Consider the following 22,705-nt stretch of genomic DNA (forward strand, 5'->3'; position numbering starts at 1 on the left):
ACGAGGGGCTACCCCTTTTTTTTCTGAGATTGTCTCATAAACCGTATTTAAAATATTTAATGACGATAATAATTAATGGGAATAATTATTATTTTGTCTTTTTGACTTATCGATAGCTTCCGACATTCCGATTTCAGATGCCGGTTGCCCGATAATGTCGCGAAAGGTACGCGATATTTCTCCCCATGTACCCTTAAAAATGAAGAGGCTTCTGCCCTGCTTGTCTATCCCTCCATCACTCCTCGTCAACGTATGTTCGATCGGATATATTCGGCGCGCTCTTTGATGCTGCAACGTGGAAGCTCGACTAATTCGTAACCAAGCTCGGTGTAAACGGCTGTCATCGTGTCGAAGGTTCGGAAGGCAGTCTCCAGATCTTGTTTTCGTTCGGCATCCTGCCGATAAATGTCCGGCCAGGGCGGTGCTATAAAGACGCGTTTATTGTATCGAAATAATTCGGCAGCGCGCTGGATATGAACCGGAACATGCAACCCCTCCAGTCGAAGATACCCGATGACGTCAGGCACACCTCGATCAAACAGAACGGGGGCGGTATTTCCTGGATTCAGTCCTTGTTGGTAGGAACGCATTTCACAAGACAGCATGAGCTCTGCGAAAAGTATTTTGTCTTTCCAAGGCAGAGCGGTCCCGCCGATCATCGTTTGCTCCTGGATAATGCTGCGTCCCGCTTCGACCGACCGCAGGAAGCCTTGCTGTTCGAGATAATCAAGGAGCGTACTCTTTCCTGAGCCAGGGCCACCTGTAATGACAAAAAAAGAGTTTCCGTCTACCTGCATAACATCCTCCTTAGATTAGATAGAGTTTGTAAGGCGAGTTCGGTCCAACCGTAATTCGTTGAATGGATGTGGAATAATAGAACCAGACGGGGTTAACTTTCAAGCATGGTGAGGTGGCAGGGCGTTTAGTAGCGGATGTGGGACAACTGAGGGAATGCAGCAGCTATAGCTATAGCCTAGTTGTATTTGTATTTGCAGATGTAGGCACATGCAATCTGGAGAAGGTCACTGAGGAGTAATTAAATTCTATGGAGCATTATATCATACTGTCGGAAAAGTCGCTTCAATCGTAAGCACTCTTTAGCGTGCCTGAGGCGGTCGCCGGTCTGACGGAGCGGGGGGAGGTCCAGCCAGCGGCGGCATTCCGATCGAGGATTACCTTATTTCCGGATTCGCAGCACTTGCTCAAACGATCCGATAGCGCAACAAGACTGCCGGTCTGCCGGCAGCCTTGACGTAGATGATCCAGGGACGTCCCGCGCCTACGTCTTATCGGGGTGTTCTTACACAGGCCTTTGTGATGCCCCTGCCCCCTTCCTTCCAATCAAGACGCTCTGTTACCCCTCGATATATTGTAAACCGCGCTGAAGATTCCGAACAAAATGCCAGTCACGGGGAAGATGATCCAGTTGATGTGCCATTGCTGGTAGACAAGTCCGCTAATCAGAAACGCACAGGTCGCAATCGGCCATACGATCGCGGCCACGGCGCCGACGACCCGATTCTCCTCCTTCTTTTCCTGCGAATAGTCGCCTTCCTGCAGCAGCACCGAGAAGCTGTTTTTGATATTACCGTAATACGTGAACAAGAAGACGGCAACCGCAATCATCAGAAGCATCGCCGCCACTCCGTAAACGGTCAAATCCTCGCTAATGACAGAGGCCGCAAATATCATGACCGGCGACATGACGCACAGGCACACACCCACGATCAAAGCCAGTGTGAACGTTGGAGTAAATGCTCTTTGTTTGTGACGAATATAGGTTTGTAAAGCGTGCGGAAAAACAAATTCGCCCTGCATATAGTGAAACGAGTTCAGCTTCGTCCCGCTGTAGATGAACATCGCGATGGCCGGCACCATCAGCATGAACATGGCGATCAGACCGATCCAGCCGCCGGTATTATCCGTGACGAGCGGCCCGAGAAGGCCGTCCTCCGAGAGATTGGTCAACAGCACAAGCAGCGCGACCCCGGTAATGCACAAAAATACGCCGAGCCGGATCAGAAAGCCGCTCTTCCGTTTGGCGGTCGCATATTCCTCCGCTTCCCAGTCGGAGATGTGCCGTAATGACTTCTCCTCACGGTCGCGCGACAGGCCAAGCTCACTGGCCAGTTCGTCGATATTGCCGAACTCCGAGATGACGATGCCGACGGCTTCGTTCTCCGATTTGCCTTCGTGTTTGAGCTCGTAATATTTCTCCTCCATCGTAGCAAGTAAATCCTGCTTCAGTTTGATCGTCTGATCGTTTTTCGGCAATGAGGCGAACATATTGTCCAAATACCCGATAATGGTGTCCATACGCTACAGCTCCTTTATGAAACGATTTACAACCTCTTGCGTCAATTGCCATTCCTCGCACTTTTCCCGGTAATAGGCAAGACCGGCTGCGGTAATCCGATAATAAGTACGACGCTTCCCGAACGTTTCTTCTTTGAAGAAGGAGACGATATAGCCGTTTTTCTCCAGACGCGTGAAGGCGGAGTACAGCGTCGTTTCCTTCATGACGTATTTCTCCTCCGACAGTCTCCGGATATTTTTCGATATTTCATAGCCGTAAGACTCCCCGTCCAGCAGCATGTAGAGGATGATCGTATCATTGTACCCCCGGATAATGTCGCTGCTTATCAAGTGTCCCTCTCCTTACTATGCCTGTCGTACTTCACCAAAAACGGGCTCGCTTCCGCGGAGATAAAACAAAAAAGCCTACTCTGGCCGGACACGACCGATAGCAGGCTTGCGAACCATATTCTTTTCCAGGATAGCGACACCACAAGCATAAGGTGCTGTTTGCGGATAAGTACAATCTATCGATTGTAAGCTCTACATCTGCTGCTACGTGTACGTCGATTGCATCGATTTGAAGCCCGGCTCCTTCTGTGCCAGCCTCCCCGCTTTGCTTCATCCCACGATGATGCCCCATTGACTACAGCCGGTAGGCAAAGAGCTGCCGGTAATGGTCACGGATCACCCATAACAAATACAAATGGGCGGCTGACATGACGAGGACGGGCACCAGCAGTTGAGGGTCGCGGAACAGATGGAAGGCGGCGATGTTCATCGTCAGCGGGAAGAGCGCGGCCAGGCCAAGCGGAATAAACCGGCCCCAGAGCAGCAGCAATCCGCCGAGCAGTTCGACCGACTTCTCCATCGCAAGCAAATAGCCCGTTCCGAGCAACTCGAGCGCTTCCGGACTTTCGGGCAGAAACGGTTCAAGTCCCCCTAACACGAAAAAACCGTTTATCCCTGCCGCCACGTAAATAAGCCCCAACGCATAACGAAGAACATGAAATACCGGATGAATCCGCATGTGGATCAGCTCCTTATCCTAATTGCGATAGCAATTGTCTTCATTATAGCTGCAAGGGAATTATTGTAAAAGTCAATAAACATAGTGCTTATCGTCATAATTGTCACTACTATTGTAATGGTCCTAATTATCACTTCGATGGTACGATACAAAACGTTGACTTACATAATGGGGTCGCTATGGTAAATGGAGTCGTGTAATTATCGGGGTAAAGAATAGTTCACTTTACCACTTTAATGATTTGGCAATAACAATCTTTGAATGTTAAAAAAACCGCGATTTACGCGGTTTCTTAAGAATACGTGCACTTGTCACTCTACGTTTGCAAACCTAGTATATTCTTCATTTCGGCCCGCTTGCGGTCAGTCAACTGCCGCACGAAGCCGTTTTCAGCGGGCGATTTTCCACAGTCGGCGGCAGCTCCACTCTGTCGTCTATCATAAGGAAACGAGATCCGTCGGAAAACGTTGGCGCACTAGCAATCTTTTAGCGGAATGGAAAATTCAACATAAAAAGGCTGAAGTTCTTCATTTAAACAAAGCTCCATTCTTTGTTTGAAATTTCCCCAGCTTACCATCTCCAATGCGGTCTCGATTGGAAAAAAACCTACTTCCAACGACTCCTGCGAAGTTGTTAATTCTCCTCCGATTGGTCTGCCTAAAAATAAAGTGTTGCAAATACTAGCGCCTACATTTTGAAAAATCCCACAAAACTTTGTTACTTCTATATCGATCCCGCTCTCTTCCTTGGTTTCCCTTACCGCCGCATCTTTCAACGATTCCCCTACTTCAACTTGCCCGCCTGGCATTTCCCATCCTCGTTTGGGTCCTTTGATCAATAAAATTTCGTTGCGCTCGTTAACTACAATGGTTGCCGCAGATACGATATGTTTTGGAACCACTTCATCGCCCTCCCCTATTTCCAAGCAACTCAAAACGGATGATGAGTAAAACTCTGATATCAATTAAATGTGCTCAATCGATCAATCTCCGTTGTCTAAATCCATCTCCCATACAGTAGCATACATATATTGCCATGGGCCAATGATAAGTTACTCATATCAGTCTGATAAGGGAACGGGGTCGAGCACCAAGAAAGGACGACCTGCCTTCGCCAGCCGTTGTATCGGTATGGGCAACATTTCATTACCCTGGGGTAATACCAGGGTAGCTGGCACCGCCCGCAAACAAATCGATAAGGTAAGAACCCTCCGCTTCTGGAGAGTTCTTTTTATGAGTGATATATGTAACAATTTCAGCCAGTTCGTTAAACTATTGTCCCCTTTTAGTTTATAAGTCGCAATCTTAATATCATTAAGTCTTCATCGTAATACTGTTCATTAAACTTTAATGCACGCGGTTCTATACCGTAAACTTCAAACCCCAGCGAGACATATAAGCGTTTTGCTGATTTGTTAGTAGACACAACCGTCAAATGAATTTGTTCCAACCCTTCACACTCATTTGTTGCTCTTTCAATCAAGGCTAATAGAAGGGCTTTACCTACCCCCCGTCCTCGAAATTGAGGCTCTATGTACATACCGTAGATGTTTCCTTTATGTGCTGTCTTAAGCCTGTTTTCGCGTGAAAAATTGACAATGCCAACTAATGTGTTACTGTCGTCAAAACATCCCAATGTAAATTTATCTTTGGTATGATGTATCCTTTCTATAATGTGCTCCAGTGGTTTAGTTTCTTCTTGCTCATACGTTGATCCAAATGCATCGGGGTCATTTTTCAATGCACGCAACCTTACTTCTCTATACACTTGGGCATCAGAGTCATTCAACAGACGAATGTTCATTAGTCACTTCCGATCATTTATCAATTTGTTCTAAAAATAATTCGACATTAGACCAATAAACCCTCCATCTCTCAAATAGCTGGCTGATCTCGACTTTCATTACGTTTGCGGATGGTTACCCCTTTTTGTGCGCAGGTTGTGTTCGCCTTCGTCGACCAACTCGTCGCGTACGCACCCTTTTCGCCGATTATAGCAGCTACAAACCGAGCTTATTTCGCCGTACAAGCGAGCTTTCGGAAAAATAACGGGTACAAACGAGACTGTCGATTCATTGTGTAGAAGTGTTAGCAGGCCGTTCCAAGTGAAAAGTTACCTTCTTCTGCTCAAACAGGTTGTCCGGAATCCCTTGATTTCATAAGGATTGTAAGGTAGGGGATTCCAGACAAAACTCGCCAGAAGGTAATCTTTTCCCTTTCCACTTGGTTGTCCACAATGAATCGACAGTCTCACAAACCGCTCTTATCCAGTTCTTAAAAAAACAAACAACCGCGGCCTCTACAGCCACGGTTGCTTATTTAGATAATGGAGCTTGATCGGCGTGAAGCAGCCGGTTTCCCCGTTTCTGCTCACTAGTCTTACTGCTTATTGAACGGCCTTCTTCCAGTCTGCCGCAAATTTCTCAAGGCCTTGCTCGGTTAAAGGATGCTTCGAGATTTGCTCGATTACGCTGAAAGGAACCGTCGCAATATGAGCCCCTGCCATCGCTACACGAGTGACGTGATCCGGGTGGCGGACGGAGGCGGCGATGATTTGGGCGTCCAGGTTATGAGTGCGGAACACTTCCGCGACTTTAACGATCAGCTGCACGCCGTCTTCGGAGATATCGTCCAACCGGCCAAGGAAAGGCGATACGTAGGTTGCGCCTGCGCGAGCGGCCAGCAGCGCCTGGTTGACGGTGAAAATCAGCGTAACGTTGGTTTTCACGCCTTTTTTGGACAAGTAGCGGCAAGCCTCCAAGCCTTCCAGCGTCATCGGAAGCTTGATCGTAATGTTTTTATCGTAATTGTTGATTTTGATCAGTTCGTTCGCTTGTGCGATCATTTCTTCGGCGGTAAGCGCATCCGGTGTGACTTCGGCGGATACGGATTCGACCTCTGGCACTTCACGCAAAATTTCGGCGATGCGGTCTTCGAATTTCACGCCTTCCTTGACCACCAGAGACGGATTCGTCGTAACGCCGGAAAGAATACCGACTTTGTTCGCTTTTTTGATTTGCTCCAGGTTCGCTGTATCGATAAAAAACTTCACTTCCAACAACCTCCATTTTATTAATAGTTTGTACCCTAGCTATTATAATATTTCTTTCGCCAGACGCACTACCTGATTTGAAGAAAATCCGAAATATTCCATCACTTCGCTGCCCGGACCCGATGCTCCGAACGTATCGATCGACAATACTTTGCCGCCAAGTCCCGCATACCGGTCCCAGCCTAACGAGATCCCCGCTTCAATCGTTACCCGTCTGGATACGGAATCCGGTAAAATGCTTTGCTTGTAAGCGTCGGACTGACGGTCGAACAACTCCCGGCACGGCATAGCCACGACACGTACGGAAATGTTGTCTCGCTCCAGCTCCGCCTTGGCCTGTACCGCCAGGGAAACCTCGGAGCCGGTTCCGATCAGGATCACATCCGGCTGATCGTTCGTCTCTGTCAAGATGTAGGCACCATTCGCAACGTTATCCACGTTGGCTCGGGTCGCCTCATAAACCGGTAGATTTTGTCTGCTAAGAACCAAAGCTACCGGGCCCTCTTGTTGCTGCAAGGCATAAGCCCATGCGCTGGCCGTCTCGTTGGCGTCCGTCGGCCGGATGACTGTAAGTCCCGGGATGGTGCGCAGAGCGGCCAAATGCTCGACCGGCTCGTGCGTAGGTCCGTCTTCGCCAACGGCAATCGAGTCGTGGGTAAATACATAAACGACAGGCAGCTTTTGCAAGGCGGCGAGCCGGATCGACGGGCGCAAATAATCGCTGAATACGAAAAACGTGCTGACGAACGGCTTGACGCCTCCGTGCAAAGCCATCCCGTTCCCCGCCGCGCCCATCGCGTGCTCCCGGACGCCGAAGTAAATATTGCGGCCCTTGTAGGAGTCTACCGCAAAGGTAGCTTCGCCGGAAATGTCCGTCATCGTCGAATGCGATAGATCCGCGCTTCCACCGAATATCGACGAAACGGTTTTCACATAATGATTGATCGCTTGACCGCTGGCGACCCGGGTCGAAATCGATTTGGAGCTGTCAAAGGTCAAAATGTCACCGGCATCGATCAATACCGAACCGTCGATCGCTTGCTCCAGCTCCCCGCCAAGCGCCGGGTGTTCCGCTTTGTAAGCAGCGAACAGTTTGTTCCACTCCGCTTCTTTCGCTTCGCCCTGCTGCTTCAGCTGCTGAAAGTGGGACTTCACTTCCTCCGGCACCGTGAACTCTTCCTCGTACTGCCAGCCGTATACACCCTTGGTTGCTTTCGCTTCTTCTGCGCCGAGCGGAACGCCATGCGCTTTGTTCGTACCGGCCACTTTGCTGCCGTAGCCAATAATCGTCCGGACTTCGATGAGAGTCGGCTGCGAATCGTTCTGCTTGGCTTCCCTGATCGCATCGGCGATTCGCGAAATATCATTGCCGTCCTCGATCCGAATGTACTGCCAATTCGCCGATTCCGCTCTTTTTTGAATATTTTCGCCGAAGGATAGGTTCAGATCCCCGTCCAGGGAAATATCGTTCGAATCGTACAAGACGATCAGCTTGCCTAGCTTCATATGGCCGGCCATCGACATCGCCTCGTAAGAGATCCCTTCCATTAGGCAGCCGTCCCCGACGAGCGCGTACGTATGATGATCGACTACCGGGAATCCGGCTTGGTTGAATTTTGCGGCAAGGTGCGCTTCAGCCATCGCCATCCCGACAGCCATGGCGACTCCTTGTCCCAACGGTCCCGTCGTTGCGTCCACGCCGTCCGTATGTCCGAATTCGGGATGTCCCGGCGTTTTGCTGTTCAGCTTGCGGAACTGCTTCAGATCGTCCAGCGACACCTGATAGCCGGACAGATGCAGCAGACTGTAAAGCAGCGCCGAGCCATGCCCTGCGGACAGGACGAAACGATCCCGGTTGAACCATCTGGCGTTGCCTGGATTGTGATTCAGCAGTCCGGACCAGAGGGCGTACGCCATCGGTGCGGCTCCCATCGGAAGCCCCGGATGACCGGAGTTGGCGCTATTGATAGCGTCGATGGACAGCGTACGGATGGTGTCGATGCACAATTGATCAATAGTTTGTGTGATAGGCATAAGATTGCTCTCCTTCTTTCTGTTCGGATGGTTGGTTTGGCTTTATGTCGAACCACCAATGAAAGCCGTCCTCCGCAAGCAGCCGGTCGGACTCGGCCGGACCGTAAGTGCCTGCAGCATAGAGGTGAAGCGGAACCAGATTCTCCTCGAACGCTTCCAAGACGGGTTGAACCCATTTCCACGACAATTCGACTTCGTCCCAATGGGCAAAAAAGGTAGGGTCTCCGTGCAAAGCGTCGTAGATCAGATTTTCGTACGCTTCCGGAACGTTGTCAGGGCTTGCGGGAGCGTCGATCCGGATCGGATCGAACGCTTCATGCTGCGACGAATCCTTGGATTGGAATTGCAGCGTAATGGCTTCGTCCGGACCGATCTCGAATACGAGCAGGTTCGGCGCCCGGCTGCCGGACTTCGTCTCCGCATCTTTGAATTCCACGACGATCCGGGTCGACTTCTCCCGCATTCTTTTGCCTGTCCGGATATAAAAGGGAACGTCTCTCCAGTGATCATCGTCGATCAGCAGCTTGGCGGCAACGAACGTATCGTTCCGCGAAGCGGAATCAATCCCCGGCTCGGCCGTATAACCGATCACCGGTGTATTCTGAATCTCCCCCGCCTGGTATTGACCGCGGATAACAGCAGCGCCCGCATCCTGTTTGACCAGCGGCCGAAGAGCTTCCATCACGCTTCTCTTCTTGGAGCGCCCGTCTCCTCGGGGCAGATCTTTGGGGAAATGGCTCGCCACCATCATCAGCAGCTGCAGCATATGGTTCTGGAACATGTCTCTGATCGCGCCCGCCTGATCGTAATATACGGCCCGTTCCTCGACACCGACGGTTTCGCTCGCCGTAATCTGCACGTTAGCTACGCGGCGGCTGCTCCACAGTTCCCGGAGAAGCGGGTCGGTCTGGTGCAGCTCCTCCAGCTTCTGAACGATCGGTTTGCCCAGGTAATGATCGATCCGGAAAATCTCGCGCTCCGTAAAAGCCTGGCTCAGCTTCCGGTTTAAATCCTGCGCCGTCTGCAAATCGTGGCCGAAAGGTTTCTCGATCACCAGACGTTTCCAGCCGTTCGCCGAACCTAACCCGCTTTCTTGAATATGGACGGCAATCTTCTCGAAAAACTCGGGCCCGACTGACAAGTAAAACAAACGGTTCGGCTGAATGCGCAGCGCTTGTTCCCGCTCTTCGACCATCTGCAGCAGCTTCGCATAATCTTCTTTGCGTCCGGCATCCAAAATGCAATAGCGGAACATAGTCAAAAACGATTGGAGGCGCGCCGAATCGTGGACTTTCCTTCTGGAAAACTGGCGCAATGACTGCTTCACATGCGCCTGAAAAGAGGCATCCGAATGTTCTCTTCTTCCAAGACCAATCAAGGAGAACGATGGCGGCAGCTTCTGATCGGCAAATAGATTATATAAGGCCGGGTATATTTTACGTTTGGCTAAATCCCCTGTCGCACCAAATAAGATGAGTGTAGTCGGTTCCATTCTCCTTCTCCTTCCGGCAGTGGCTCTGTTGATGGATCAAACCGGTAAAACAGCGGTAAATGCGGATTCCTATCGACAAACTCTGTTTTCTTTCTCGCATTTCCACTATAATACGTTTAACGACCATGTAAGTAATTAATACATTTTACAGGAGCTATAGATGGTGTCTATGGGGAACAATTACGAGCTGTACAAAGTGTTTTATTGGGCCGCCAAAACAGGCAGCCTGACTCAGGCCGCCAAGGCGTTATATCTCACCCAGCCGAGCGTCAGCCATGCGATCAAACAGCTGGAGGACCGGTTCGGCATCACGTTGTTTTACCGGAATCCGAAAGGCGTGGCGTTGACTCATGAAGGCTCGATCCTGTACTCGTATATCGAACAGTCGCACATCCTGATTACACTGGCCGAGGAGAAGATGGCCGCGCTTAAAAATCTGGATATCGGCGAGCTGCGGATCGGCGGAAGCGATTCGTTGTTCAAGCACTATTTGCTCCCCTACCTGGAAGATTTCAATCAAACTTATCCGGGAATCCGGCTCCATCTGAGTCATGGGACGACGCCGGAAGTGATTTCGTTTCTGAAGGAAGGCCGGATCGATCTGGGCGTCGTTCGTATGCCGATTATCGATTCCCAGCTCGAAGTGAGGGAAAGCATCCAGCTTCAGGATTGTTTCGTGGCGGGAGCCCGTTTCGCCGAGCTGAAAGAAGTGGTTCTTTCGTTGGACAAGCTGCTTCAGTACCCGGTCATTCTCTTCTCGCGGAACAGCCGGGCGCGGATGGCGATCACGGAGTTGTTCCAGAGCTACGGCTACACGCTGAAGCCGGAGATCGAGGTCGGGAGCGTGGATCTGCTGATCGAGTTTGCGCGGAGAGGTCTTGGAATCTCGTATGTGACGAGAGAATTTGTTACGAAGGAGCTGGAGGAAGGTTCGCTGTTCGAGATTTCGCTGGACGTCCGGCTGCCGCCCTCGAACGTCGGAATTATGACCATGCGCAACATGCCGCTTTCGATTACGGCCGGCCGGTTTATTGAACTGGTCCGGTAGTTGCTGCCGGTAGTCGGAAATCCGTTCTGTCGGGAAGCGGTCCTCCTCCCTTTGCGGCCAAGCCAAACAACCCCCGAGTCCGAACGGCAGCGTTCCGGGGGTTGTCCGCGTGATCTCCTTCTTGCTAGCGGCGTTTATACGACGACCTCGCTAATATGCAAGTCAGGACGATCGCTTAAATTAATAAAGGCATCATTCACTTCCACCATCGGATTAAGCGGGTCGTACGGATTGTTATAGACGACCTTGCCCCATTGCCCGTCGGTCAGCTTCACCCGTCTGCCGATCAGATGCCGGCTCAAATGATCGAGGAACACGGAAACGATCGAAGGGTCCAAAGCTCCGAAGAAACCGTCGCGCATTTGAGCGACCACTTGATAATACGGCATCGGAGGCTGCTGAGGACGGCCCGAGGACATGGCGTGAAATACGTTCGCGACCGCGACGATTTTACTGAACGGTTCGATTCGGTCAGCTGGCAGCGCTAGCGGATACCCGCTTCCGTCCATCCGCTCGTGATGCTGAAGAGCTACCAGGGAAACACGGGGATCGAGGCCAGCGGTTCGTTTCAGAAGCCCGTATCCGAACATCGGGTGGCGCTTCATCTCATTTTGCTCCTCCGCCGTAAGCGGTCCCACCTTATGCAGCAGTTCGTCAGGGATAAACACCTTCCCGACGTCATGCATTAACGCCGCCAAGGAGAGAATCGAAAGCTCCTCGGCGCTTTGTCCCATCCACCGTCCGATCAGTGTGGCGATTACGCTGACTCCGATGTTATGCTGATACAAAGATTGATCTTTGGCATTTACGAATTCGATCAAATCATACAGGTCCGGATATTCCGATACCTGCTGCACGATGGGAAGCAGCTCGTTTTTGATTTTCATCACCGGAACCCGTTGATTCCGCTTCATCTCTTCAAACAGCTCTTTCATTTGCCCGACCGCCTGTTGAAGTTCCGCCTGTGGATAGGAAGGCTCACTGCCTTGCTCCGGACTTGAATCATCCGTCATTTGCTCGATCTCTGACAAATCGACCCGATGTTGCAGAACAAGATTCAGATGTTTCTGCTCCAGCATCGTTCCTGCCGGCACTAACAACAATCCAAGTGAAGTCCGGATATCTTTTTTCGTGATCGTACCCAATAAGTGATTCGGCAACATTCGCACACTCCCATTGATCCGTTTCTCCCTGACGTCCGAGTCCGGAAGCCTAGTGCTTCGCCAGCTTCGCAGGTTCGGAATACCTAGATCTGCCTAATGAATTCCTCCTATTTGTCCCGACAATCCATTCATCGGACGGCGTCTGCATATAATTTACATGAACCGGCGAATTGGGTAATTGGCATCAGCTTTTGCAACATAAAATCATAGGAATATAGTCCAAAAGATGGATGACTCGCCGATGCGTTCATCCCCACCTGGTCACGCTTATAGATGGTCCCGGCCTGTCCGCAGCGGGGAGGGAATCTCTCCGAGGATGGCGGATGTCATCCGTTCCTGTTGGCGTAAGCCTCATATTTCGATCACAATTCATCCCTCTACCTTGCTGCAATACGTGTTAGAATAGAGAAACGGCTTTTATATTATTCGGTAAGGAGCATATCAAGTGCGGGTACATCCAGTTTACATCCTAAGGTTAGCGGGACTTTTCGACGGAATTTCCTTGTTGGTGTTACTAGGCATCGCGATGCCTTTGAAATACATTTGGGGGATCAACCAAGCGGTCACAATTGTAGGGAGTCTGCACGGCGGAATCTTCAGTCTTTATGCCCTGGCGATCCTGTATGCAGCCATCCGGCTGCAGTGGAGTCTGTTATGGTCGGCAGCGGCGGTTGTTGCAGCTTTTGTGCCGTTCGGCAACTATGTGCTGGACGGGAGATTAAAGAAGGCGCAGGAGACCTATAGCGTCAAGCCGTTTAACCACGCTCTGCTCGTATACAGCATCGTGTTTTTTTCCTTTTTCGATTTATTTTCGCAGCTGCCAGTGATGAGCACGTTTGCCGCTTCCGTCGGCGCCAGCTCGTTTGTTGTCGGCTTTGTGATCGGACTGTATTCCCTCTCCAATACGGTCGGCAATATCGTTTCCGGCATACTGACGGACAAGGCCGGGCCGTTCAAGATGCTGATGGCCGGCTTGTTGCTGACGAGCGCCGCCCTGCTGTTGTATCAGCTCGTCGATCAGCCGTCGTTCCTGATTTTCGTCCGGATCGTGCACGGATTCGTCGCCGGGCTTATTGTACCGGCCGCATTTACGTTTTCGGCGAACACGACGGTCAAGGAGCAGCAAGGAAAAAAAGTCGCCTTCACCGGCACGTTCGTCGGATTGGCGGCGATTATCGGACCGGCCTTCAGCGGCATTATGGCAAGCAAGACGTCCGTTCCGTTCGTTTTCAGCTGCGTGGCGGCGTTAGGTATGGTGTTGGCCGTTCTGTCGGCGATTTTTCTCGGGAAGTTCAAGGTGACGAAAAAAGAAAAAGCGGCTGCCGCTTCGCACGGTTTAGGCCGATTCTTTAATGAAGGCGTATTAAAGGCATACGGCGGCGCGTTTTTCTTGATGTTTTCTCAAGGCGTCATTGCGTACTTGCTGCCCTTGCACGTTCAGACGCTCGGTTATGATTCGAGATTAAGCGGTACGTTGATGAGCGCCTTCGGGATTATCGCCGTTCTCATCTTCATCCTTCCGACGAACCGGATATTCGATCGGGTCGCCGCGCCTATCACGATGGCCATCGGCATCGGTCTTATGGGGATCAGCCAGCTGCTGATCGGCCAGTCTGAGACAACGGCTGTGCTTTATATCGTGTTAGGTCTATACGGAGTCGGCTTCGCCTTTTTGTTCCCCTCCATCAATACGATGCTCATTCGGGCAACACCGGCGGAGCTTCGGGGGAAAGCGTACGGCTATTTCTACGCCTTTTTCTCACTCGGTGTAGTCGCCGGATCATCCGTTCTCGGGTGGCTGTCCTTGGGGATCAGCGAAGGATTTATGTTTACGGGAATCATCCTCCTCGTATTTGCGGCATTCGTCGCATTCAGCAAGCAGAGAGAACGGGCGTATCATTAATCCCGTAAGCATGCAAAGGCCCTGCTCCTTCTACAGAAAGAGCAAGGCCTTTTCTCAATGATTTAAGCTCGGAGGTTAAAACGTACTCGCTTTGCTGGTATCGGGACACCATCTGGAAGTTCGGTAATAGCGGATCAAAACGTCCAAGGCTTCCACGGTCCGAAGATGGGTAAGCGCCTCGGAGGCATAAGCTCTAACATACCGGTCTTTGCTATGGAGCGCTTTCTCAAGGGAACGGACGACTAGCCCGGCATCTCCATCCTTACCCGTTCGCAGCAAGGACAATGCAGCCGTATATCCGATCTTATTGGATATATACTTTTGCTTATTCACATACATATCGCTCGTCTGCTCCCTCTCTTCCGTTTCATTGAGCAGTGAAGCTATCAGAGCCTGCGCCAATGCCGGTACGACCTCGCCGCTTGCATTCCCGATTATACCCAAAGCTTCGACCGCATTACGGCGCACCCATTCGCTTTCATCTTGAATACTCGCGATCAGCGCCGGAACTGCATCATTTGCCTGGGGGCCGATCATGCCAAGCACGAAGGCTGCCAATGCTCTACTCTTCTCGTCCTTGTGCTGCAATACTTGCAGAAGACCGGGGATCGCCCCGGCTGAGGCACCTTGCAGCCCGTATGCGGCCCGCTCTGCGACCTGTGTGGTTCCTTCGGTTACATGTTTGATTAATTCATCAATACCTTTTGGCCCCATATGGCCAAGAGCGTAAGCGGCATTCAAAGCTGTCGTCTCCGTATCGTCCAACAATTGTCCAAGTGCAGGCGCCAATGAAGCGCCGGCGTCTCCCCACAATCCCAGCCGGTCCGCAGCCTGAGCCCGAACGGATTCGTCCTCCGACTTCAAATCTTGCGATACCTTTTGCAGCGTGAAATCATCTACAGCCGCAGCAGCCATACAAGTTGTGTGTTCGCCGCGCAGCCAATCCCATACATCTCTCCATAGATTCAAATGAACGGCAGGCGTTCCAGGGGGAACGATCATTTCCTTCCTGCGATGATTCCATGTCGGATTTTCAGGCGCGCGCAAACGGACAAACTGGAATTTGAGCATGTAACGGTCCAGGCTGGACACGTTCAGCGAAGCTTTATGCCACAAGTCGAAATGCACAAGCACCATTGTACCCGCTTTGCCGGTCGGCAGGAGAGTCTCTCCGCGATCGCCGATAAACTTCTCGTAATACTGGGTCCCCGGCATAATCGCGGTCGGTCCCAAATCTTCGGTTATATCCTGCGTGTAATAAAAGATCATCGCCCACCACGGCCGGTGACTGCGCATCGAGGACCAATACCCGTCTTTATGCCATTGCCCCCCTCCCGGCATCTGGCTTCCCGGCTTGTTATAATGGCAGTGGCGGTGCGGATGCATATAGTAATCGGTTCCCAACACACTCGTTAAAGCGCCTTTTACCATAGGTGTATCGAAAAACTCCATAATCTCTGGGACACGCGGCAAAATATTATTGCCCGGATTGCCTTCCTCATGCAATACCCGATAGATCGTATCCATTACCTTCTTATGCAGTTGCGGGTCCAAGTCGTTCTGAAGCACCAGGTAGCCTTTCGTAATGAATTGCATCATTTGTTCATCCGTCAACAGAAAGCTGCTATCCATCCTCACGTTCACTCCTCGGGAATAATGATCCTTCAGCGAATATTGTAGCAACTCCGACTGTTGATGTATTTACACGACCGTCGTCCTTTTGTACAATCGTCATGTCAATGCTGCGATTACTGAGGAAAGGATGTGAACGGGTATGAACTTCGCTGCCTATCACCCCTATGTCCACTATGCAACCCGCTATCCGTTTTCCAAGGGACAGACGAGCCTCAATCGTCACTGTTATAGCTCATCGATTTATTTGATCAGCGAAGGAAGCGGGAGCTTACGAACTTGCGGGCGCGTTTACCGGACCGATCCGGGTTCTCTGGTCTATATCCCGGCAGGGCAGCAGCACGATTGGATCGCCGACAGTATAATACCGATGGTTCATATTTGCTGTTATTTCGATTGGAGCCACATCGATCGTCGTGCCTGGTTCAATCATCCCAGTATGATCTGTTATGACGCATCACAATTGAATGTTTCCTTGGTCAGCGCCCCTTTCCCCTATGAAATTCCAGAATATTTGAAAGTGGAGAAGCTGCGGGTATGGACGGATCTGTTCGAAAAATTTTATACAGAAAATCATTATCCCAATGAGCGAACATACATTCGCAATATCAAGCTGCAAAGCTATTTTCTGCATTTTATCGAGTTTTTCCTGAGCTTCGTACTGAGAGACGACCGGTTCCCGGACCGGCGAATGTACAAAGTGTTGGAACGATTGGATCAGGATCTGCTGCACGGCCTGGTAAAACCTTTGGAATCTTACTACAAAGAAATGCGCGTAAGCCGCGGTTATTTTTTCGAACTGTTCAAACAGGCAACAGGTTTGCCGCCTACGCAATATATCAATCAGTTCCGGATCAACCGGGCAAAGGAAGACTTGCGCCATACGTCCATCAGCATTACGGAGATTGCCGAGAAGCACGGCTTTGCCTCCGTCCACTACTTCTCGAAGCTCTTTCGTCTGTTGAACGGTATGTCGCCGAGGGCATACCGGGACGAAGCGAACGAGTGACAAAAAGACGCGTTTCGGGTTGAATCGCGTCTGGCTTGAATTCGAATTTACCGTATAAACGGATAACCGCTTTTCCAGTACAATTCCTTATCCGTTCTGGAATGGGCTTCGACGATCGAAATCTCATGTTTGGCGATATAGCTGCTCACAATTCTGGAGGAGATCTCATACGCCCGTTTCGTCATAAAGCGGATGTAGGCATCTGTGCCTGAAGCATCCAAATCGATTTTTTCCCAGAAGGCTGCTTCGCTTTCGGCGGAAACCTCATAGGGAGGGAAACCGGGATGAGGATATAAGGAGTCCCCCAAAACCATAGCTAATCCTTCATAGGCCAAGTACCCCCGCATTGTTTTGGAAGACGGAAAAACGGATTTATTTGGCGAGTCGATCAGGGCTTCCTGGGTGTATCGTACCGTATGACTGTATTCGTGGGCAATATTCCGCTTTAACCGCATCGGAGCAAGCTCGTCACATCGAATCCCGAGAAGGAATTTGCCAGGCGCGTAGCAGCACCCTCCCCCTTTGGACTCGATGGCGGGCAGGATGTGGATCGAAATGTCATCGATCGGGCACGGCAACAGATGAAAGACATGATTGGCGGTTTCGCAGGATAACTGGCGTAAATCGAAATCGAGCAGCTTCTGAAACGATTGATCCCGGTTCGGATCAGCGACGAATGGCTTGGTCGCATTTTCAATGCTGGCCCGGATCATCCACTGTTTGGGCTGATTGGCGGATAGCTCTTCGGTCAGATCATCCAAATATTGCGTATAATCCGCATCACCCAGCCGGATCAGCTCCGGAACGTAATTGAATACTTTGACGTACATCCGATCACCTCGCCATTTCTCAATTAATCTACCCTGGATTTTTTCATCGTTAAGGCGGATACGAGATAGAAAAGAAGGACGGCACCAAACAGGTTGAACAGACTCGGTACGGCGGCCACAGTCAAATAAAGGCCATAAGGCAAAGACCAGACGAACACGATAATCATCAGTACCCGCAATCTGAATAAGGAAGCGGTTACACCTAGACAAGCGGGCAAAATGACCATGATCGTAAGGAGGACAATCGTATCCGTTCCCGCCCGGGACCCGGAGTATGGATTCCAGAATAATAGGATCATACTTAAAATGATGCACCCGATAGAAGCGATCATACCCGGCGAGGAAATTCTCATCCGTAAGGCCCCTCTCTGTTAGAGTCGAAGCAATGCTCCGCCTCCTCCGGAATCACGGCTAAATATGGAACTGGTAACCAAATCATACCATACTTATGTGACCGTAGGGGGAAAAGAGCAGCGGTTTTCAATTGATCCTTCGGCTTGGCTTCTATCCAAATGAAAACCCCCGGCTGCTCAGCCGAGGGTTACACTACACAATATTCGGTTCACCCTCACTCGTAAAGCAAATAAGGCACGCGCGTCTTGGCCCAATCCGCCGCTTCCTTATCCCATTCGTCTGCGATTCGCTCGGCGGCACCAGGCTCGTGCAGCGTCTTCAGCACGACGTCGCTGCCGGTCAGCAGCTCGATGAACGACTTCGAGCCTTCCTTGAACGGCGGCAGCCAGGCGAAATCGTCCGGATGCATCTTCTGGATTTGCTCCAGCATATACAACCCGGTGCGGACTTGCAGGAACTTCTCCGGTTCCGTTACGTACAATTGAACCCCGCCGCATATCGCGCCTTGATGCTTGGAGAACATCGGAGTGAAATAGGCCGGATAAAAGATGACGCCTGGCAGTCCGCGCCGGTTCAACGCTTCGGCGACACGTCTGCCGTCCATCCACGGAGCCCCGATCTGCTCGAACGGACGCGTCGTCCCTCTTCCCTCGGACAGATTCGTTCCTTCGAACAAGCAGGTGCCGGGATAGACGCGCGCCGTATCCATCGTCGGCATATTCGGGGACAGCATCGTCCATGGCATGCCGGTCTGCGGAAACTCCATGTTCCGCGTCCAGCCTTCCAGCGGAACGATCTGCAGGTTGCAGTTCATGCCCGATTCGGCGTTCACCAGTCTGGCGAATTCCCCGATGGTCAGCCCCGTCAAGATCGGGATTTTCCAGCCTCCGACCATCGACTGGTAGCCTTCGCGGAGAAGTCCCCCTTGGACCGACAAGCCGCCGAGCGGATTCGGCCGGTCTAGAACGATCAGCTCTTTGCCGGCTTTGGCACAAGCCTGCATCGTATAAATTAACGTCGTTAAATAAGTGAAAAACCGGACGCCCAAATCCTGATAGTCAAATACGAGCGCATCGACCGTATCCAGCATCTCGGGCGTCGGCGCCCGAAACTTCCCGTACAGGCTGTAGACGGGAATCCCCAACTCCGGCTCCGTCTCATCCTCGAACAAAATTCCCGCCTGCCGCTCCCCGCGGATACCGTGTTCGCAGGCGAACAAAGCGGTCAGCTTCCCTGCTTCCAGTCTTGCGCTTACGTCTATCGTAGACCGGTAATCGCGTGTAATCCCCGTATGATTCGAGAGCAGGCCAAACCGCTTGCCGCCCAGATAGGCGGACGGAGCGCGTGCGAGCACATCCACTCCCGCATAGATTGGCTGCCGGTTGATGGTTGCCAATAGGTTTCCCTCCTATTTTCGGGTTTCGATTTTCTCCATATCCCCCAGCACATTGCGGCTCCGCTGTAAATATTGAACCGCTTCTTCGAAGTTGGCGCTGGCGACGCCGAGATACAAAATGTCGATCAGGTTCAGCTGTGCAATCCGTGACGCCATCGCTCCGCTCCGGATTTCGTTCTCCGTCGAAGCGATATGAAGCGGAATCGCGGCAATGCTGCCCAGCGTCGTGTGGCCGTACTTGGTAATGCCGATTGACGGCGCACCCACTTCGTTCGCATAGATCAAGCTTTGAATAACCGGCTTCGTCTCGCCCGAATAAGAGATGCCGACCGCCACATCGTCCGACCGGACGGTGACGGCCGCAGTCAGCTGCACCGTCGGATCGGTAAACGTAAACGACGGCTTGTTGATCCGCAAAAATTTTTGCTGGGCATCCTGAGCGATCAGGTTGGAGGCGCCGACGCCGTAGAAGAAAATCCGGCTCGCCTTGCTCAGCGCCTCCACCGCCTGCTGCAGATGATGGAGATCCAAGATTTTCATCGTATCGAGGATCGACTGCACATTGTTGTACGACACGTTCTGCACGATCGTATCGATCGGGTCGTTGGGACGAAACTCGCGATACTCATACCGTTCCTGCGACTGCAGATCGCCGATCACTTTCATCTTTAATTCCGGGTAACCCTTCAGCCCGAGCGATTTGCACAGCCGGATGATGGCTGCCTGGCTGCCTCCGCTCCGCTCGGCCAGATCCGCGACAGACATATGCGCCAGCTCATGCGGGTGAGCCAAAATATAATCCGCGATAATACGCTCCGACGGCGTAATTTGCCCGATCATTTCCCGTATCCGAACCAATCCGCCGTTCACATGAATTCCACCTTTTCTAGTTGCCGGCCTTATTATTCAAACCATTGGAGGCGCTTGTTTAGTCCTCCCCTCGGTACCATAAATCCTTGTGCCCGCTTGAAGTATACCGGCGCTCCGCGGACGACCGTCAACGCTTTGTAATAGTCGATATAGGGGAAGCCGTACGTCTCGCCGCGGGCGAATGCGTATACGCTCAGCGCCCGGACCCAGGCGTCGAACGCTTCCTCGGGAATATCCACGAACACTTCCGGTACGAACTCGTGCATATCTTCCCAATTTTCCGAGAAGTAGATTTTCCGGGTATAGTGCGCCGGCAGCTCTCTCTCGATCGTTTTGAGCGCAGCGTAAAAATGCGCATCTTCTACAATCTTATGCGTGTTCGCGTGGTCTTTGTGGATGCTGTGTTTCCAGTGTGTAATAATGATGTCCGGCTTCAGCTCGCGGATGACGTCCGCCACTTCGTATTTGATCTGCTCGTCAACCGGAATTTCCGCATCCTTGTATTGCAAATAACGGACGTCAGCTCCGAGTATTTCCGCTGCTTTATACGATTCCTCGATTTTCTGCTTCGCGTATTCGTCCGGAGTCAGGCGAGGATGCCCTTTCTCTCCCGGAGTGAGGTGGAGGAACGTCGCCTTATGGCCTTCCTGCGTATACTTCGCGATCGTCGCTCCCGCCGTCAGCTCCTGGTCTCCCGCATGCGCGCTAATCGCCAATATATGTTTTTTGGTTTGTTCCGTCATCGATTCGATCTCCTTTTCATTGTATCCAATAATCGTTTGGCAAATCAAATGGCTACTCTTTCAAGCCTGTATTCATCATGCCTCGTACGTAATATTTCTGCAGGAAGATGAACACGATCAAAATCGGGACGGTGCTGATGACGAGCGCCGCATTGACGAGCGGCTGTGTCATATTCGCATCGAGATGGGATTTGAGCTGCTGGATGCCGACCGGCAATGTCGCCAAATCTTTGTTGACCGTGTACATGAGCAGCGCCCAGATAAATTCGTTCCAGCTGCCGATAAATTCGAAGATCGCCAGCGTCGAGAGCGCCGGTACCGTCATCGGGAGAATAAGCTGGAAGAAAATCCGCAGCTCGGACGCTCCGTCGATCCGGGCGGCCTCGATGTAAGCATCGTTGATCGTCATTATGAACTGGCGCATCAGGAAGATGCCGAACGCGCTGACCGTGAAGGGCAGAATCAGCGCGAGCATATATTTCGCCATCCCCCCGTCCCCGCCTTCGCCCATCCAGTCGTTGCCTCCGACGAACGGGAAATGAACCATGATGTAAAAGTTGGGGATCAGAAACAGAAACGCCGGGAACATCATCGTCGCCAGAATGAAGCGAAAGAGAACTTTCTGACCGCGAAACCGCAGCTTCGTCAGTGCATAACCGGCAAGCGAACTCGTCAGCAGCACGATCACCGTCGTCACGACGGACTTGACCAGACTGTTCTTGAACAGCAGCCCCAGCTTCAACTGCTCGAACGCCGTCGCATAATTGCTCGTCTCGAACGTTTCCGGGAATAACGAATAATGAAGCCGGTTGTAGTCCGCCGTTCCTTTGAAGGAGGAGAAAATCATCTCGAGAAACGGGAATACCATCATGATGCTGCCGATGATAATGACCGTATACGAAAACCACGGAAATTTTTTCGGTTTCATGTGTAGCTCTCCACCCCTCCCCGGCGAAATACAGTCAGTTGAATGATCGTGACGATAAAGACGCAGATGAACAGAACAAATGCCATCGCGCTGGCAATTCCCCAATTGCCGTAAGAAAACGCCTGATTATACATCTCCAGCCCGCCGACGTTCGTCGAATTGCCGGGCCCGCCGTTTTTGGTCATGACGAGCGACAAGGTGAACGATTGCAATCCTCCTATAAAGGAAGTAATTAGCACGAACAAAATCGACGGCTTGAGCAGCGGCAGCGTAATCTTCGAGAAAATGGCCCCGAGCCCCGCTCCTTCGATCGTCGCCGCCTCGTAATAATCGTCGGAGATCGCCTTAAGCCCTGCAGTCAAAATCAGCACCGAGCTGCCGATTCCGAGCCAGCCGCCCACGACGATAATCGAAGCGAGCGCCGTGTTCGGATCGTCCAGAAATTTGATCGACGAGACGCCCAGCTTGTTCAGCACGGCATTAATCAGCCCGTTCGTCGGGTTGTACAAATACAGCCACACGTTCCCGACCGCTACGACCGTCGTCACGGTAGGCAGGAAGTACAGCGTCCGCCAAAACCCTTCGAAGCGCAGACGGGTAATCGTGTAAGCGACGAACAGAGCGATGAAAAACGAGAGGCCGACCGTACCGAAGGCGAACACGAACGTGTTCTTGATGATCGGATTCAAAAAGGTCGAGCCGTCCGCGAACAGCGCTTTATAGTTTTTGAGGCCGACCCATTCGATCAGCGTCAAGTCGAAGCCGCCCCATTCCGTAAAGCTTAAAAACAACGAGAAGATTAACGGCACAAGGAAAAAGATCGCGTAAAACACGATGACCGGCGATAAAAACAACCAGCCCAGAAGTCCTTGGCCGCGGCTCAGTTTGCCATTTCCGCTCATGCCAATCCTCCAATCGGGTGCTGCT

The 22,705-nt window shown here is 51.6% G+C and carries 21 protein-coding genes; 3 read left to right on the forward strand and 18 right to left on the reverse strand.

Annotated features, from left to right (window positions below; genetic code table 11):
• Positions 1 to 245 precede the first annotated feature (245 nt).
• The 9 genes from AC3Y2E_RS09505 to zwf form a co-directional block, all read right to left on the reverse strand.
• Complete coding sequence (locus tag AC3Y2E_RS09505; RefSeq protein ID WP_379209496.1) at positions 246 to 797, reverse strand: AAA family ATPase; 552 nt, start codon at positions 795 to 797, stop codon at positions 246 to 248.
• 544 nt (positions 798 to 1,341) lie between these two features.
• Positions 1,342 to 2,316, reverse strand: coding sequence for a permease prefix domain 1-containing protein (locus AC3Y2E_RS09510; RefSeq protein WP_379209498.1), 975 nt, complete (start codon positions 2,314 to 2,316; stop codon positions 1,342 to 1,344).
• A 3-nt stretch (positions 2,317 to 2,319) separates the two neighbouring features.
• On the reverse strand, positions 2,320 to 2,646 hold the full coding sequence (locus tag AC3Y2E_RS09515) for a PadR family transcriptional regulator (protein ID WP_379209500.1): 327 nt from the start codon (positions 2,644 to 2,646) through the stop codon (positions 2,320 to 2,322).
• Between the two features lie 295 nt (positions 2,647 to 2,941).
• On the reverse strand, positions 2,942 to 3,325 hold the full coding sequence (locus AC3Y2E_RS09520; RefSeq protein ID WP_379209502.1) for a DoxX family membrane protein: 384 nt from the start codon (positions 3,323 to 3,325) through the stop codon (positions 2,942 to 2,944).
• 475 nt (positions 3,326 to 3,800) lie between these two features.
• Complete coding sequence (locus AC3Y2E_RS09525) at positions 3,801 to 4,226, reverse strand: NUDIX hydrolase (RefSeq protein WP_379209504.1); 426 nt, start codon at positions 4,224 to 4,226, stop codon at positions 3,801 to 3,803.
• Between the two features lie 383 nt (positions 4,227 to 4,609).
• Positions 4,610 to 5,128 carry a GNAT family N-acetyltransferase gene (locus AC3Y2E_RS09530; RefSeq protein WP_379209506.1) on the reverse strand — a complete coding sequence of 173 codons (519 nt, stop codon included), beginning with the start codon at positions 5,126 to 5,128 and terminating at the stop codon, positions 4,610 to 4,612.
• Positions 5,129 to 5,710: 582 nt separating this feature from the next.
• Positions 5,711 to 6,376: a fructose-6-phosphate aldolase gene (gene fsa, locus AC3Y2E_RS09535; RefSeq protein WP_379209508.1), complete on the reverse strand. Its 666-nt coding sequence runs from the start codon at positions 6,374 to 6,376 to the stop codon at positions 5,711 to 5,713.
• A gap of 42 nt (positions 6,377 to 6,418) precedes the next feature.
• Entirely contained in the window at positions 6,419 to 8,404 is a 1,986-nt protein-coding gene (gene tkt, locus AC3Y2E_RS09540) for a transketolase (RefSeq protein ID WP_379209900.1), read from the reverse strand.
• On the reverse strand, positions 8,388 to 9,902 hold the full coding sequence (zwf, locus tag AC3Y2E_RS09545) for a glucose-6-phosphate dehydrogenase (protein WP_379209510.1): 1,515 nt from the start codon (positions 9,900 to 9,902) through the stop codon (positions 8,388 to 8,390). Before zwf ends, tkt begins: the two co-directional genes overlap by 17 nt.
• Positions 9,903 to 10,071: 169 nt before the next feature.
• Between zwf and AC3Y2E_RS09550 the strand changes: the two genes are divergently transcribed.
• Positions 10,072 to 10,950: a LysR family transcriptional regulator gene (locus AC3Y2E_RS09550; protein ID WP_379209902.1), complete on the forward strand. Its 879-nt coding sequence runs from the start codon at positions 10,072 to 10,074 to the stop codon at positions 10,948 to 10,950.
• Positions 10,951 to 11,084: 134 nt separating this feature from the next.
• Here the strand turns inward: AC3Y2E_RS09550 and AC3Y2E_RS09555 are convergent, their stop codons facing one another.
• Entirely contained in the window at positions 11,085 to 12,113 is a 1,029-nt protein-coding gene (locus AC3Y2E_RS09555) for an HD-GYP domain-containing protein (RefSeq protein WP_379209512.1), read from the reverse strand.
• Between the two features lie 445 nt (positions 12,114 to 12,558).
• On the opposite strand from AC3Y2E_RS09555, the gene AC3Y2E_RS09560 reads away from it, so the two are divergent.
• A complete protein-coding gene (locus AC3Y2E_RS09560; RefSeq protein WP_379209514.1) occupies positions 12,559 to 14,016 on the forward strand; it encodes an MFS transporter in 1,458 nt (485 codons plus the stop codon).
• 75 nt (positions 14,017 to 14,091) lie between these two features.
• Here the strand turns inward: AC3Y2E_RS09560 and AC3Y2E_RS09565 are convergent, their stop codons facing one another.
• A complete protein-coding gene (locus AC3Y2E_RS09565; RefSeq protein WP_379209516.1) occupies positions 14,092 to 15,648 on the reverse strand; it encodes a HEAT repeat domain-containing protein in 1,557 nt (518 codons plus the stop codon).
• 142 nt (positions 15,649 to 15,790) lie between these two features.
• Here AC3Y2E_RS09565 and AC3Y2E_RS09570 point away from each other — a divergent pair, with 142 nt between their 5' ends.
• Positions 15,791 to 16,657 carry an AraC family transcriptional regulator gene (locus tag AC3Y2E_RS09570; RefSeq protein WP_379209518.1) on the forward strand — a complete coding sequence of 289 codons (867 nt, stop codon included), beginning with the start codon at positions 15,791 to 15,793 and terminating at the stop codon, positions 16,655 to 16,657.
• A 47-nt stretch (positions 16,658 to 16,704) separates the two neighbouring features.
• On the opposite strand, the gene AC3Y2E_RS09575 is transcribed toward AC3Y2E_RS09570, so the two are convergent.
• The 7 genes from AC3Y2E_RS09575 to AC3Y2E_RS09605 form a co-directional block, all read right to left on the reverse strand.
• The gene (locus tag AC3Y2E_RS09575) at positions 16,705 to 17,487 is read right to left on the reverse strand and encodes a DUF2268 domain-containing putative Zn-dependent protease (protein ID WP_379209520.1); all 783 of its coding nucleotides are present in this window, start codon (positions 17,485 to 17,487) and stop codon (positions 16,705 to 16,707) included.
• Positions 17,488 to 17,510: 23 nt separating this feature from the next.
• Complete coding sequence (locus tag AC3Y2E_RS09580) at positions 17,511 to 17,840, reverse strand: hypothetical protein (RefSeq protein ID WP_379209522.1); 330 nt, start codon at positions 17,838 to 17,840, stop codon at positions 17,511 to 17,513.
• A gap of 215 nt (positions 17,841 to 18,055) precedes the next feature.
• Positions 18,056 to 19,237: an exo-beta-N-acetylmuramidase NamZ family protein gene (locus tag AC3Y2E_RS09585; RefSeq protein ID WP_379209524.1), complete on the reverse strand. Its 1,182-nt coding sequence runs from the start codon at positions 19,235 to 19,237 to the stop codon at positions 18,056 to 18,058.
• Positions 19,238 to 19,249: 12 nt separating this feature from the next.
• On the reverse strand, positions 19,250 to 20,107 hold the full coding sequence (locus AC3Y2E_RS09590; RefSeq protein ID WP_379209526.1) for a MurR/RpiR family transcriptional regulator: 858 nt from the start codon (positions 20,105 to 20,107) through the stop codon (positions 19,250 to 19,252).
• 32 nt (positions 20,108 to 20,139) lie between these two features.
• Positions 20,140 to 20,850: a PIG-L deacetylase family protein gene (locus AC3Y2E_RS09595; protein WP_379209528.1), complete on the reverse strand. Its 711-nt coding sequence runs from the start codon at positions 20,848 to 20,850 to the stop codon at positions 20,140 to 20,142.
• A gap of 52 nt (positions 20,851 to 20,902) precedes the next feature.
• Entirely contained in the window at positions 20,903 to 21,778 is an 876-nt protein-coding gene (locus AC3Y2E_RS09600) for a carbohydrate ABC transporter permease (RefSeq protein WP_379209530.1), read from the reverse strand.
• The gene (locus AC3Y2E_RS09605) at positions 21,775 to 22,680 is read right to left on the reverse strand and encodes a carbohydrate ABC transporter permease (protein WP_190928064.1); all 906 of its coding nucleotides are present in this window, start codon (positions 22,678 to 22,680) and stop codon (positions 21,775 to 21,777) included. Before AC3Y2E_RS09605 ends, AC3Y2E_RS09600 begins: the two co-directional genes overlap by 4 nt.
• Positions 22,681 to 22,705 lie beyond the last annotated feature (25 nt).

Source organism: Paenibacillus sp. MAH-35, from assembly GCF_058135425.1.

Coding starts and splice junctions, on each gene's coding strand:
- AC3Y2E_RS09505 (WP_379209496.1), bottom strand. CDS start 797: ATGCAGGTAGACGGAAACTCTTTTTTTGTCATTACAGGTGGCCCTGGC.
- AC3Y2E_RS09510 (WP_379209498.1), bottom strand. CDS start 2,316: ATGGACACCATTATCGGGTATTTGGACAATATGTTCGCCTCATTGCCG.
- AC3Y2E_RS09520 (WP_379209502.1), bottom strand. CDS start 3,325: ATGCGGATTCATCCGGTATTTCATGTTCTTCGTTATGCGTTGGGGCTT.
- AC3Y2E_RS09530 (WP_379209506.1), bottom strand. CDS start 5,128: ATGAACATTCGTCTGTTGAATGACTCTGATGCCCAAGTGTATAGAGAA.
- zwf (WP_379209510.1), bottom strand. CDS start 9,902: ATGGAACCGACTACACTCATCTTATTTGGTGCGACAGGGGATTTAGCC.
- AC3Y2E_RS09550 (WP_379209902.1), top strand. CDS start 10,072: ATGGGGAACAATTACGAGCTGTACAAAGTGTTTTATTGGGCCGCCAAA.
- AC3Y2E_RS09555 (WP_379209512.1), bottom strand. CDS start 12,113: ATGTTGCCGAATCACTTATTGGGTACGATCACGAAAAAAGATATCCGG.
- AC3Y2E_RS09565 (WP_379209516.1), bottom strand. CDS start 15,648: ATGGATAGCAGCTTTCTGTTGACGGATGAACAAATGATGCAATTCATT.
- AC3Y2E_RS09570 (WP_379209518.1), top strand. CDS start 15,791: ATGAACTTCGCTGCCTATCACCCCTATGTCCACTATGCAACCCGCTAT.
- AC3Y2E_RS09575 (WP_379209520.1), bottom strand. CDS start 17,487: ATGTACGTCAAAGTATTCAATTACGTTCCGGAGCTGATCCGGCTGGGT.
- AC3Y2E_RS09580 (WP_379209522.1), bottom strand. CDS start 17,840: ATGAGAATTTCCTCGCCGGGTATGATCGCTTCTATCGGGTGCATCATT.
- AC3Y2E_RS09595 (WP_379209528.1), bottom strand. CDS start 20,850: ATGACGGAACAAACCAAAAAACATATATTGGCGATTAGCGCGCATGCG.
- AC3Y2E_RS09600 (WP_379209530.1), bottom strand. CDS start 21,778: ATGAAACCGAAAAAATTTCCGTGGTTTTCGTATACGGTCATTATCATC.
- AC3Y2E_RS09605 (WP_190928064.1), bottom strand. CDS start 22,680: ATGAGCGGAAATGGCAAACTGAGCCGCGGCCAAGGACTTCTGGGCTGG.